The organism is Janibacter sp. CFPM2_SD2, from assembly GCF_057364645.1.
On record NZ_JBNFOF010000086.1, the window covers coordinates 1 to 11,791 of the forward strand.

General features: G+C 72.2%; 12 protein-coding genes and 5 pseudogenes. 2 read left to right on the forward strand and 15 right to left on the reverse strand.

All coding sequences use genetic code 11. The features are described 5' to 3' along the window. The 4 genes from AC2W7J_RS09670 to AC2W7J_RS09685 all read right to left on the reverse strand — a co-directional run. Nucleotides 1-1,001 (reverse strand): chromosome segregation SMC family protein (locus AC2W7J_RS09670; protein WP_485982226.1); only part of this gene is annotated, 1,001 nt, incomplete at its 3' end. 184 nt (nt 1,002-1,185) lie between these two features. Continuing rightward, complete coding sequence (gene map, locus AC2W7J_RS09675; RefSeq protein WP_485982227.1) at nt 1,186-1,947, reverse strand: type I methionyl aminopeptidase; 762 nt, start codon at nt 1,945-1,947, stop codon at nt 1,186-1,188. After that, nucleotides 1,944-2,255, reverse strand: a complete 312-nt coding sequence (locus AC2W7J_RS09680; protein WP_485982228.1) for a chorismate mutase — start codon at nt 2,253-2,255, stop codon at nt 1,944-1,946. Before AC2W7J_RS09680 ends, map begins: the two co-directional genes overlap by 4 nt. Before the next feature lie 45 nt (nt 2,256-2,300). After that, nucleotides 2,301-2,591 (reverse strand): acylphosphatase, encoded by a 291-nt coding sequence (locus tag AC2W7J_RS09685; RefSeq protein WP_255185738.1) that lies wholly within the window; start codon nt 2,589-2,591, stop codon nt 2,301-2,303. On the opposite strand from AC2W7J_RS09685, the pseudogene AC2W7J_RS09690 reads away from it, so the two are divergent. Beyond that, nucleotides 2,590-2,931 (forward strand): annotated as a pseudogene (locus AC2W7J_RS09690) (acyltransferase family protein); the annotation flags it as partial. The gene AC2W7J_RS09685 and the pseudogene AC2W7J_RS09690 overlap by 2 nt on opposite strands. A gap of 214 nt (nt 2,932-3,145) precedes the next feature. Beyond that, nucleotides 3,146-4,576, forward strand: coding sequence for an acyltransferase family protein (locus AC2W7J_RS09695; protein WP_485982230.1), 1,431 nt, complete (start codon nt 3,146-3,148; stop codon nt 4,574-4,576). A 91-nt stretch (nt 4,577-4,667) separates the two neighbouring features. On the opposite strand, the gene mutM is transcribed toward AC2W7J_RS09695, so the two are convergent. The 11 genes and pseudogenes from mutM to AC2W7J_RS09750 form a co-directional block, all read right to left on the reverse strand. Then, on the reverse strand, nt 4,668-5,540 hold the full coding sequence (gene mutM / locus AC2W7J_RS09700) for a bifunctional DNA-formamidopyrimidine glycosylase/DNA-(apurinic or apyrimidinic site) lyase (protein WP_255185736.1): 873 nt from the start codon (nt 5,538-5,540) through the stop codon (nt 4,668-4,670). A gap of 1 nt (nt 5,541) precedes the next feature. Continuing rightward, entirely contained in the window at nt 5,542-6,312 is a 771-nt protein-coding gene (gene rnc / locus AC2W7J_RS09705; RefSeq protein WP_485982229.1) for a ribonuclease III, read from the reverse strand. 13 nt (nt 6,313-6,325) lie between these two features. Beyond that, nucleotides 6,326-6,520, reverse strand: a complete 195-nt coding sequence (rpmF, locus tag AC2W7J_RS09710; protein ID WP_007927847.1) for a 50S ribosomal protein L32 — start codon at nt 6,518-6,520, stop codon at nt 6,326-6,328. Nucleotide 6,521: 1 nt separating this feature from the next. Continuing rightward, nucleotides 6,522-7,048 (reverse strand): annotated as a pseudogene (locus tag AC2W7J_RS09715) (YceD family protein). Nucleotides 7,049-7,253: 205 nt separating this feature from the next. Beyond that, nucleotides 7,254-7,736 (reverse strand): pantetheine-phosphate adenylyltransferase, encoded by a 483-nt coding sequence (gene coaD / locus AC2W7J_RS09720; RefSeq protein WP_255185734.1) that lies wholly within the window; start codon nt 7,734-7,736, stop codon nt 7,254-7,256. Continuing rightward, entirely contained in the window at nt 7,733-8,287 is a 555-nt protein-coding gene (locus AC2W7J_RS09725; RefSeq protein ID WP_255185733.1) for a hemerythrin domain-containing protein, read from the reverse strand. The genes coaD and AC2W7J_RS09725 overlap by 4 nt, the downstream gene beginning before the upstream one ends. A gap of 48 nt (nt 8,288-8,335) precedes the next feature. Next, nucleotides 8,336-8,911 carry a 16S rRNA (guanine(966)-N(2))-methyltransferase RsmD gene (gene rsmD, locus AC2W7J_RS09730; RefSeq protein ID WP_255185732.1) on the reverse strand — a complete coding sequence of 192 codons (576 nt, stop codon included), beginning with the start codon at nt 8,909-8,911 and terminating at the stop codon, nt 8,336-8,338. Further along, nucleotides 8,908-9,303, reverse strand: coding sequence for a hypothetical protein (locus tag AC2W7J_RS09735; protein ID WP_485982231.1), 396 nt, complete (start codon nt 9,301-9,303; stop codon nt 8,908-8,910). The genes rsmD and AC2W7J_RS09735 overlap by 4 nt, the downstream gene beginning before the upstream one ends. A gap of 69 nt (nt 9,304-9,372) precedes the next feature. Further along, nucleotides 9,373-9,516, reverse strand: a pseudogene (locus AC2W7J_RS09740) (helicase-related protein); the annotation flags it as partial. A 421-nt stretch (nt 9,517-9,937) separates the two neighbouring features. Next, nucleotides 9,938-10,987: pseudogene (locus AC2W7J_RS09745) on the reverse strand (DEAD/DEAH box helicase); the annotation flags it as partial. 206 nt (nt 10,988-11,193) lie between these two features. Then, nucleotides 11,194-11,791, reverse strand: a pseudogene (locus AC2W7J_RS09750) (DAK2 domain-containing protein); the annotation flags it as partial.

Sequence of the window (11,791 nt, forward strand, 5' to 3'; positions counted from 1 at the left end):
TGCTCGCGCAGCGCCTCCGGGTCACGGCCGCTCGTCGTCTCGACCTCCTCGTCCTGCCCGAGCAGGCGCACCCGCTCGGCGGCGAGGGAGGCGGTGGCGGTCAGCTTGTCGGTGAGCGAGGCCAGTCGGACGGCCCGCTGCTGGGCGGCGGTGAGCTCGGCAGCCGCCGAGGCACCGGCCTCCTCGTGCTCGGTGATCCGGGTGCGGGCGGCGAGCACCGCGGCCTCGAGCGCCTTGCGCCGCTCGAGCATCGCCTGCTCGTCGGCGACCTCCTGCTGCAACGCCGAGGTCATCCGCACGAGGTCGTCGGCGAGGAGTCGGTGGCGGGCGTCCCGGGCATCGGCCTGGATGACGGCGGCCTTGCGGGCGGTCTCGGCCTGACGGCCGAGCGGCCCGAGCTGGCGGCGGATCTCGGTCGTCAGGTCGGCGACGCGCGAGAGGTTGGCCTCCATCCCCTCGAGCTTGCGGATCGCCTTTTCCTTGCGCTTGCGGTGCTTGAGGACGCCGGCGGCCTCCTCGATGAACCCGCGGCGCTCCTCGGGCGTGGCCCGCAGGACGGCGTCGAGCTGGCCCTGCCCGACGATGACGTGCATCTCGCGGCCGATGCCGGAGTCGGAGAGCAGCTCCTGGATGTCGAGCAGCCGGCAGGAGGTGCCGTTGATCGCGTACTCCGAGCCGCCGTTGCGGAACATCGTGCGGCTGATCGTCACCTCGGTGTAGTCGATCGGCAGGGCACCGTCCGTGTTGTCGATCGTCATCGTCACCTCGGCGCGGCCGAGGGCGGCGCGGCCGGTCGTGCCGGCGAAGATGACGTCCTCCATCTTGCCGCCGCGCAGCGACTTCGCCCCCTGCTCGCCCATCACCCAGGCGAGGGCGTCGACGACATTGGACTTCCCCGAGCCGTTGGGCCCGACGATGCACGTGATGCCCGGCTCGAGCCGCAGGTGGGTCGCCGAGGCGAACGACTTGAAGCCCTTGAGGGTGAGGCTCTTGACGTACACGAGCGGGGCGCTCCTCGGGGGCGGCGGCGGGACGGTTCGGGCCACTCTACTTCCCGCACCCGCCGCGCACCGGCCTCTCCGGCGCCCCCGAACTCCGCAAAACCCTAGGGTTTTGCAGGGTTGTGTGATCCGAACTGCGCAGAACCCCAAGGTTGTGCAGGGTTGGGAGGGCGCCTCCCTTCGCTCAGGCCGTGAGGATGATCGGATCGCCGTCGGTGATGGCGATCGTGTGCTCGCTGTGCGCCCCACGGGAGCCGTCGACGCTGCGCAGCGTCCAGCCGTCGGGGTCGGTGTAGATCTCGTCGGTGCCGGCCATGAACCACGGCTCGATGGCGATGACGAGCCCGGGACGAAGGGGGATGCCCCGGCCCGCGCGCCCGTCGTTGGACACGTGCGGGTCGCCGTGCATCTCCCGGCCGACGCCGTGGCCGCCGAACTGCGTGTTGATCGTGTAGCCCTCGGCCCGCGCGACGGCGGCGATGGCGGCGCTGATGTCGCCCATCTTGTTGCCGCCGCGGGCCTGCGCGATGCCCGCGGCCAGGGCGCGCTCGGTCGTGTCGATGATCCGCAGGTCCTCGGGGTCGGCGGTGCCGACGACGAAGGACTTCGCGGCGTCGCACACCCAGCCGTCGACGGAGACGGCGAAGTCGACCGACAGCAGGTCGCCGTCGCGCAGCCGGTAGTCGTGCGGCAGCCCGTGCAGCACGGCGTCGTTGACCGACGTGCACAGCACCTTGCCGAAGGGGCTGGCCCCGAAGGAAGGGTGGTAGTCGATGTAGCAGGAGGTCCCGCCCGCGGCGTCGATCATCCGGTGGGCGAGGGCGTCGAGCTCGAGGAGGTTGACGCCGACGTCCGCGGCCTCGGTGAGCGCCGCGAGCACGTCGCGCACGAGGCGGCCGGCCGGGCGCATCGCCTCGACCTCGTCCGGGGTCTTCAGCTCGATCATCGGGTCTCCCCCTCGGCCGCCTGCTGGTGGGCGATCTGCTCGTGGTGGTGGATGACCTCCGCGATGACGAAGTTGAGGAACTTCTCCGCGAAGACCGGGTCGAGGCCGGCGTCGTCGGCCAGCGCGCGCAGTCGCGCGATCTGCCGCTCCTCGCGGGCGGGGTCGGCTGGCGGCAGGTCGATGCGCGCCTTGAGCACCCCGACGCTCTGCGTCGCCTTGAAGCGTTCGGCAAGGAGGTGGATCAGGGCGGCGTCGATGTTGTCGATGGACTGACGCAGCCGCAGCAGCTCGGGGTGTGTCTCGCTCACCCGCTCAAGGTTAGGTCACCGGTCACGGGCGCCCGAGCGGCCGTCTCACTTCTCGACGAAGCCGGCGATCCCTCCCTTCGCCGTCGCCTCCTGACGCACGACGGAGGTGACCTGCCCGGGGCGGCGCGTGGTCGACGGGTCCTCCCGCAGCAGCCGGTCCAGACCGTCGAGGGACGAAGGGGGGCCCTCCGCCACGACCTCGACGCGGCCGTCGGCGGTGTTGCGGGCGTGACCGACGAGGCCCAGCTCGAGGGCCCGGGACCTCGTCCACCAACGGAATCCGACCCCCTGGACCCGGCCGCGGACGAACCACGTGGCGCGCTGCGTGCTGCTCATGGCGGCGAAACTACCCGCCCCTCGGTGCGCCTCCACCACCCCGGGCCCGCGAGTGCCTAGCGTCGGGACCGTGGGTCAGCCTCCTGCCACCGTCACCGCCACGTCCGCGCCTGACGAGCTCGCCCCCGCCGTCACGACGACGGCCGAGGGGCGACCTCTGCGTGGCCACCTGGCCGGTCTCGACGGCCTGCGCGCCCTCGCGATCGTCGCCGTCGTCGTCTTCCACCTCGACCCGCAGTGGCTGCCCGGCGGCTTCCTCGGCGTCGACATCTTCTTCGTCATCTCCGGCTTCCTCATCACCACGCTGCTCGTGCGCGAGCGCCGGGAGCGCGGCCGGGTCGACCTGCGCGGCTTCTGGACCCGGCGAGCCCGCCGGCTGCTGCCGGCCCTGCTCGTCGTCGTGCCCCGCCGCGATCCTCATCGCCCGCACCGTCGAGGCCGACCTGCTCGTCGGCGTGCGCCGGCAGGCGCTCGGCGCGCTGACCTTCTCGACGAACTGGCTCGAGATCGCAGGCGGGTCCAACTACTTCGCCGCGACCTCGCCGCAGCTCTTCATGAACTTCTGGTCACTCGCGGTCGAGGAGCAGTTCTACCTCTTCTGGCCGCTCGCGGTCCTCGGGCTCATGGCGCTGCACCGGCGCACCGGTCTGGCCGAGGGCGCCATGGCCTGCATCGTCGGCACGATCGGTCTCGCCTCGGCGCTGCTCATGGCGATCACCTACGACCCCGACAACCCGACGCGCGCCTACTACGGCACCGACACCCACCTCGTCGGGCTCATGCTCGGCGCCGGCCTGGCCCTGCTGTGGACCGGCCCCGGACGCGCCTTCACGACCACCCGGGTCTGGCGCGAGCGCCGGCCGTGGTTCGTCGGCGCCGCGGCGGTCACGGTCGCGGCCCTGCTCGTCCTCGCGGGCGAGGAGCACGTGTGGACCTTCCGCCTCGGCATCCCGCTGATCTCGCTGGCCACCGCCGTGCTCCTGCTCGGCGCCGTCGACCGCCCCGGCAGGCTGCGCAGCACCCTCGAGCTGCCCCCGCTGACGTGGATCGGCCAGCGGTCCTACGGCATCTACCTGTGGCACTGGCCGGTCATCCTGATCATCGCCCAGGACATCCCGACGAGCGCCGGCACCGCCCCCTTCGTCTGGACCCGCGTGTGGGCCGTCGTCGTCACGCTGGCCCTGGCCGACCTGTCCTTCCGCTTCGTCGAGACGCCGGTGCGGCGACTGGGCTTCCGCGAGACGGGCCGACGCATCGTCGGGGCCTTCGCCCACCTGCGCTCGGTGCGCACCCGCCGGGTGGTGCTCGGCACCGGTGTCGTCGCGGCCCTCGTCCTCACGCTCGTGCTCGTCACCGCCCCCGACCGCACGTCCACCCAGCAGACGATCGAGGCCAACCAGGCCAAGGCGGCCGCGCCGCGCAAGACCGAGCCCGCCCCGACCTTCGCCGGGACCAAGAGCTTCACCATGCCGAAGGGAGACGAGATCGACGTCTTCGGAGACTCGATGGTCGTCGGCTCGGTCCCGGCGCTCGAGTACTACTTCCCCGGCATCCAGATCGACGCCCGCTCCAACCGGCAGTGGTCGGCCGGCCTGGCCGCCGTCGAGTCGGCGGGCCCCTCGCTGCGCCGCGCCGTCGTCCTCGCCTTCGGCACCAACGCCGGCACCGACCCGGAGACCATCGAGGAGACGCTGGCCGCGATCGGCGACGAGCGGATGGTCGTCATCGTCAACCTCCACGCCGACCGGCTCTCGCGGATCGACGAGGACAACGCCGCCCTCAAGCGCATCGCCGACAAGCACCCCAACGTCGCCCTCGCCGACTGGGACAAGGCCGTGACCGCCGAGGACCTGCAGTCCGACGGCATCCACCCATCGCTCGGCGGTGCCCACACCTACGCCGCGACGATCCGTCAGGCCTTCGCCGACCTCTCCGAGAAGCACACCGGCACCAAGGTCTGGCTCAAGGACCTCCCCCGCCCCTGATCTCTGCAAGACCCTAGGGTCTTGCAGGGTTGTCTGGGTCGAACTTCGCAAAACCCTAGGGTCTTGCGGAGTTGAGCCGGGGCGAAGGGGGTCAGTTCCGGGCCGTGCGCGGGCGCACCTGGCAGCGGGGGCAGCTCGTCGAGCTGCGGTTCATGAACTGCTCACGGCGCATCGTCGTGCCGCAGCGCGGGCAGGGGCGCCCCTCCTGCCCGTAGGCCGACAGCGACCGGTCGAAGTAGCCCGAGGCGCCGTTGACGTTGACGTAGAGCGCGTCGAAGCTCGTGCCGCCCTGGTCGAGCGCCTGCGCCATGACGTCGCGGGCGTGGTCGAGCAGGCGGGCGATGGCCGGCTTGGTCAGGGACGACGCCAGTCGCTCTCCGTGGATCCGGGCCCGCCACAGCGCCTCGTCGGCGTAGATGTTGCCGATGCCCGACACGACGGTCTGGTTGAGCAGCACCCGCTTGATGCCGCTGCGACGCTGCTTGATGTCTCGCACGACGGCGTCACGGTCATAGCCCGGGTCGAAGGGGTCGAGCGCGATGTGGGAGACGCTGCTCGGCACGCCGTCGACGAGGTCGGCCAGGGCGAAGCCCCCGAAGGTGCGCTGGTCGACGAAGCGCAGCTCGTGTCCCCCGTCGGTGAAGACGAGGCGGCCGTGCGTGTGCTTGGCCAGCGGGTCCGCCGGGTCGGTGACGAGCATCTGCCCGCTCATGCCGAGGTGGACGATCAGCCCCTCGTCGGGCACGGCGTCAGGGGTGTCGGCCAGGGCGAGCCACAGGTACTTGCCCCGGCGGTGGGCGCCGGTGACCGCGCGTCCGGCGAGGCGGTCCTCGAGGTCGCGGGGGCCCGGCACGTGGCGGCGGGCCACCCGCTCACCCGTGAGGACGACGTGATCGAGGGTGCGACCGCTGACGTGGTCGGCCAGGCCCCGCCGGACGACCTCGACCTCGGGCAGCTCCGGCACGTCAGGCCGGCTGGTCGGTGACCGGCGCGTCAGCGACCGACTCGGCACCGGCAGTGAGGGCCGCGTAGGCGTCGGCCGCAGCCTTCTGCTCCGCGTCCTTCTTCGTCCGACCGACGCCGCGACCACGGATCTCGTCGGCGATGACGGCGGCCGCGGTGAAGGTCTTGTCGTGGTCCGGGCCCTCGTCGCTCGTGCGGTAGTGCACCGCGCCGAGGTCCTGGGCCGCGGCGACCTCCTGCAGCGAGGTCTTCCAGTCCAGCCCGGCACCGAGGGTCGCCGAGCGCCTCATCAGCGGGTCGAGCAGCGAGTGGACGAGCCGGCTCGCGGCGTCGAGACCGCCCGGCTTGGCCGTCGAGAGGTAGACGGCCCCGATGACCGCCTCGACCGTGTCGGCGAGGATCGAGTTCTTGTCCCGCCCGCCGGTGCTCTCCTCGCCGCGTCCGAGCATGACGAAGTCACCCAGGCCGATCGTGCGCCCGACGTCCGCGAGGGCACGCATGTTGACCACCGCGGCACGCAGCTTCGCCAGCTCGCCCTCGGTGAGGTCGGGGTGGGCGTCGTGCAGGTGGTCGGTGACGACGAGCCCGAGCACCGAGTCCCCGAGGAACTCCAGGCGCTCGTTGTGCGGCAGTCCGCCGTTCTCGTAGGAGTACGACCGGTGGGTGAGGGCACGCGTGAGCAGCGGCTCGTCGACGGGCTCCCCGGTCACCTCGGTGAGGTATCGGGAGAGCTCCTCGACGGGCCGCTGCTCCGGTGAGGTCCTGTCGCCCATTGCGACAGGTGGCTCAGGCCTGGTGCTCGGTGCGGTCCGCGGTCGCGTAGTAGCGACCCTTGTAGGTACCGCAGCTCGGGCAGGCCTGGTGGGCCGGCGCGGGCGACTTGCACTGCGGGCAGGTCGACAGCGCGGTGGGCGTCGCCTTCCAGTTCGCCCGACGGCTACGGGTGTTGGAGCGCGACATCTTCCGCTTCGGGACGGCCACGTCAGTTCCTCTTCTCTTCGTTGTCCTCATCCCCCGACGGGGTGGCCAGAGGCGCAAGCGCCTCGAGTGCCGCCCACCGGGGGTCGATCAGCTCGTGGTGGTGCTCCGGGTCGTCCTCGAGCCTGGCTCCGCACTCGGAGCACAGACCCGGACAGTCGTCCCGGCACACCGGTTGGAACGGCAGGTTCGGCAGAACGCGTCCCGCAGCACCGGCTCGAGATCGATCATGTCGTCCTCGATCCGGTGCTCTTCCTCCTCGTCGGCCTCCGCGTCCACCTCGCGGTGGTGCTTCGCCCGATCGGGCCAGACGAACAGCTCCTGGAACGAGCTGTCGACCGGCAGGTCGATCTCGTCCAGGCACCGCACGCAGGCGCCCGTCGCCGTGGCAGAGACCGTCCCGCTCACCAGCACGCCCTCGTGCACGGATTCCATCCGCGCCTGCAGGTCCATGGGCTGGCCCTGCGGGACGGACAGCACATCCGTGCCGAAGTCGGCGGGTGCGTCGGCTTGGAGCGACACTTCGTGCATCGACCCGGGTCGGCGGCCCACATCCTTGGCATCGAGCACCAGGGGCGAGGCGGGGGCGTTGCGGTTCATGGCTCCAGTCTCCGACAGAACGGTCCACGACACGACGACGTAGACCGACGCACCACACTACCGGCGATCCCCCCTTCGTCCCAAACCGGCGAGGCTTCGAGGCTCGTTCCTCGCACCTCAGCCACCGGAACGGGGCTCAGGGCCGGGGCAGACGCTCCACGAGGGCGTCGCGCACCTCGTCGGAGACGAGACCGGTGACGTCGCCACCGAAGCGCGCGACCTCCTTGACCAGCGAGGAGGAGACGTGCTCGTGGCGCGGGTCTCCGGGGATCAAGAGGGTCTCGACACCCGTGAGGTGCCGGTTCATCAGCGCCATCGGCCACTCGTAGGAAAAATCGGTCTCCCCGCGAAGGCCCTTGAGCAGCACCTGGGCGTCGAGCTCGGTGCACACGTCGACGACGAGCCGGTTGGCGAAGGCCTGCACCCGCACGTTGTCGAGGTCGGCCACCTGCGCCTCGATGAGGGCGACCCGCTCGTCGACGGTGAAGGTTCCCTGCTTCGCGGGGTTGTGCAGGATCGCCACGACGACCTCGTCGAAGAGCGTGGCGGCCCGGCGGAAGACGTCGACGTGGCCGACGGTCACCGGGTCGTAGGAGCCCGGGCAGACGGCGCGCGTCATGACGGCTGGTCGTCGTTGGGCAGGAGCCCGTCCTCGTAGGCCTGCTTCACCAGTGACTCGACCTGCTCGAGCGAGCCGGCACCGTCCTCGAGCAGCTCGTTGCGTCGGGCGGCCCAGTCGGCACCCAGCTGCTGGCGCAGCTCCTCGGAGGCGTCCTCGCGAGCCGGGTTGAGGATGGTCTGCTCCTCCTCGCCGATGTGGTGGTTGAGCACCTCGGCGACCGCCTCCACGGCGTCGTCGAACTTCTGGGTGTCGGTGCCCTTGGCCTGCAGCAGGTGGAGCAGCGCCTCGTTGGTCGCGGCGTGCTCCTTCTCCCCGTGGTGCTCCTCCTCGCCCTCGATGACATCGCGTCGGACGAGCTTGGGGTAGACGACCTCCTCCTCGGCCTCGCTGTGCGCGATGAGAAGCGCGGCGAATGCGCTGCGGGCCCCGTCGCGGTCGGCGCTGACATCACGCATGTCGCGCATGAGTTCCTCGAAGAGGCGGTGGTCGTCGGCGATGAGGTCGGTGATGTCCCCAGCGGCCGGGCGCGGGATCGTGTAGTCGCTCATGGCCCCATTCCTACCGGATGCACGGGCCCGCGGCGGGATGCGGGGCGCTCAGATCTGGTAGTCGGGGGCGACCCGGGTCGCGAACCACAGGGTCGTCTCGCCGTAGGACTTCGAGCCCTCGGCGACGATCCCGTCGGGCCAGGTCGGCTCCGGCGAGCGCGACGAGCGCTCGATGACGATGACCGGCTCCTGCGCGAGCCACTGGTGGGCGAGCAGCATCTCGAGGACCGCGCCGAGCGACTCCTCGGTGACGTCGTAGGGCGGGTCGGCGAGGACGAGGTCATACATCAGAGACGCCGGCCGGTCGAGCGCCTGCTCGACGGTGCTCGACTGCAGGCGGGCTCCCGCGACGCCGAGGTCGGAGATGTTGGCGCGGATCGTCGCGGACGCCCCGCGGTCGGACTCGACGAGCAGCACGCTCGCGGCGCCGCGGCTGGCGGCCTCGAGGCCGAGGGCCCCGGAGCCGGCGTAGAGGTCCATCACGTGCGCCCCGTCGATGACGTCACGCGCCTCGAGCGAGGAAAACAGGGCCTCCCGCACGCGGTCGGTCGTGGGCCGGGTGCCGTCGCCCGTGGGCGTGCGCAGCCGTCGGCCGCCCGCCTCTCCGCTGATGATCCGAGTCACGCCACCATGATGCGCCATGCCCGGCGGCGGCGACCAACCGGCGCTCGGGACGAAGGGGGTCGAGTCACCCCTTGTCGAGGAAGGCGGCCTCCTCCGCGCCGGCCCAGTCGTCGACGCGGGGCGCGCAGGTGCGGGTGGTCGGCGAGCTCGGGGTCGTCCGCGAGGAGGGCCTGCGCGTCCTCGCGGGCCTCCTCGATGATCGCCTCGTCGCGCACGACCGACAGGTGGCGCAGGTGGTTGCGCGTGCCGTGCTGCGCGCGGCCGAGGACGTCGCCCTCGTGCCGCTGCTCGAGGTCAAGGCGCGCCAGCTCGAAGCCGTCGGTGCTCCCGGCGACCGAGGTGAGCCGCTCCCCCGCCGTCTCGCTCTCGGTGGCGGTGAGGAGCAGGCACACCCCGGGGTGACCACCGCGGCCGACGCGGCCGCGCAGCTGGTGCAGCTGCGAGACGCCGAAGCGATCGGCGTCGAGGATGACCATCGCCGAGGCATTGGGCACGTCGACGCCGACCTCGATGACCGTCGTCGAGACGAGCACGTCGATCTGGCCGGCGGTGAAGCGGGCCATGACCGCGTCCTTGTCGTCGGGCGACATCCGGCCGTGGAGCATCTCCAGGCGCAGCCCCGACAGGGCCGGGTGCTCGGCCAGCGTGACGATGACCTCCTCGACCGCCGCGAGCGGCCGCTCGGGCCGCTCCTGCTCCTCGACGCGCTCGCCGTCGGCCTCGTCGTCGACCGGCTCGTCGGGGGCGACGAGATCGACCCCGTCGAGGTCGTCGGGAGCGTCGCCGCCGATGCGCGGGCAGACGACATAGGCCTGCCGACCGGCGGCGACCTCCTCGGCGACCCCGCTGCCAGGTGCGGTCGACCCATCCCCGGCGCCTGCACCGCACGACGTGGGTCGTGATCGGCTGCCGGCCGCGCGGCAGCTCGCGCAGCGTCGAGGTCTCCATGTCGCCGAAGACGGTCATCGCGACCGTGCGCGGGATCGGGGTCGCGGTCATGACGAGCAGGTGCGGCGGCGTGCGGCCCTTGGCCCGGAGGGCGTCGCGCTGCTCGACCCCGAAGCGGTGCTGCTCGTCGACGACGACGAGCGCGAGGTCGGCGAAGGTCACCTTGTCCTCGAGCAGGGCGTGGGTGCCGATGACGATGCCGGCGTCGCCGGAGGCGATCTCGAGCAGCGCCTCGCGGCGTCGGGCGGCCGACATCGACCCGGTGAGGAGGGTGACGCGGGTGGCGTGCTCCGCTCCGCCGAGCATGCCGCCCTCGGCGAGGTCACCGAGCATCCCGCGGATCGACGCGACGTGCTGGGCGGCGAGGACCTCGGTCGGGGCGAGCAGGGCCGCCTGCCCCCCGGAGTCGACGGCGGCGAGCATCGCCCGCAGCGCGACGACCGTCTTGCCGGAGCCGACCTCTCCCTGGAGCAGCCGGTGCATCGGCGTCGGGCGGGCCATCTCGCCGAGGATCTCGTGGCTGACCTGCTGCTGGCCGGCCGTCAGCTCGAAGGGCAGGCGGGCGTCGAAGTCGCTGAGCAGCCCACCCTCGCGCGGGCTGCGGCTCGTCGTCGCGACGGCCGCGGCCTCGATGCGGCGCTGCCCGAGCAGGCACTGCAGGACGAGGGCCTCCTCGTAGCGCAGGTGGCGGCGGGCCGCGTCGACGTCGGCGTGGTCGCGAGGTGCATGCAGGGCACGAAGGGCGCCGCCCCGGTCGAGCAGCCCGCGGCGGCTGCGCAGGGACTGCGGGACGGTGTCGACGACGCCGTCGAGCTGGCCGAGGACGAGCCGCACGCAGCGGGTGATCGTCCACGGGTGCACGCCGGGCACGTGGCGGTAGATCGGGATGAGGCCGGTGTGGTCGGCATCGCCGAGCTCGCCGAGGGCGGCGGCTTCCTCAAGGGTGGCGTAGCCCGGGTGGGCGAGCTGGGTCTCCCCGCGGAACTGCGAGACCGTCCCGGCGAAGAGCAGCTCGCGCCCGGCGACGAGCTTGTGCTCGTGGCCGCGGGCGTCGAAGAAGGTCACCCGCATGCGCGAACGCCCGTCGGTGATCGTCGCCTCGAGCATCCGACCGCGCCGCTTGGCCATCGGGCGGGTACGGGCCGACTCGACCCGCGCGACGGCGACGAGGAAGTCGCCGACCCGGGGGTTGCCGAGGTCGACGTCGGCCGTGCGGTAGCGGCGCGGGGCGAAGGCGAGCAGGTCACCGACGGTCTCGATGTCGCGGTGCTTCGCGAGCTTGCTCGCCGCCTGCCCGCCGAGCAGGCCCTTGAGCCGGGTCTCCTCGGTCGCCACTACTCGGCCCCGAGAAGCAGCAGGTAGTGCGGCTGCCCGCCCTCGACGACCTGGACCTCGATGCCCTCGCGGCGCTCCTCGATCCACTCGACGAGGCGGTCGACGAGCCCGTCGGGCGCGTCGCCGCCGACGACGAGGGTGATCAGCTCGGTGCCCGGGCCGACGATGCCCCCGAGCACCTCGCGAGCCACCTCGTCGAGGTCGGACCCGACGATCGTGATGTCGCCGTCGACGACGCCGAGCACGTCGTCGACGGCACACATGCCACCGCTCGTCAGGCCCGCCTTGACCGCGATGGTCAGCGCGCCGTGACGGGTGGCCGCCGCGGCATGGGTCATCGCGAGGACGTTGTGGTGCGTCGGCAGCGTCGGGTCGTGGACCGCGAGGGCGGCCAGGCCCTGCACCGCGGTCGTCGAGCCGATGACGTGCACCCGCCGTCCCTCCTGCTCGGCGGCATGGGCGGCCGCGTCAGCGGCCATGCGGGTGTCGCGGTCGTTGGGCAGGAGGATGACCTCCTGCGTGCCCGCGGTGCGCACGGCGGCGACGATCTCGCCGGCCGAGGCGCGGTGGCCTGGGCCCGAGGCGACGGCGACCGCG

Bases quoted from the DNA above. Each gene is read 5' to 3' on its own strand.
- map (WP_485982227.1), bottom strand. From the start codon at position 1,947: ATGATCGAGCTGAAGACCCCGGACGAGGTCGAGGCGATGCGCCCGGCC.
- AC2W7J_RS09685 (WP_255185738.1), bottom strand. From the start codon at position 2,591: ATGAGCAGCACGCAGCGCGCCACGTGGTTCGTCCGCGGCCGGGTCCAG.
- AC2W7J_RS09695 (WP_485982230.1), top strand. From the start codon at position 3,146: ATGAACTTCTGGTCACTCGCGGTCGAGGAGCAGTTCTACCTCTTCTGG.
- rnc (WP_485982229.1), bottom strand. From the start codon at position 6,312: ATGGGCGACAGGACCTCACCGGAGCAGCGGCCCGTCGAGGAGCTCTCC.
- coaD (WP_255185734.1), bottom strand. From the start codon at position 7,736: ATGACGCGCGCCGTCTGCCCGGGCTCCTACGACCCGGTGACCGTCGGC.
- AC2W7J_RS09725 (WP_255185733.1), bottom strand. From the start codon at position 8,287: ATGAGCGACTACACGATCCCGCGCCCGGCCGCTGGGGACATCACCGAC.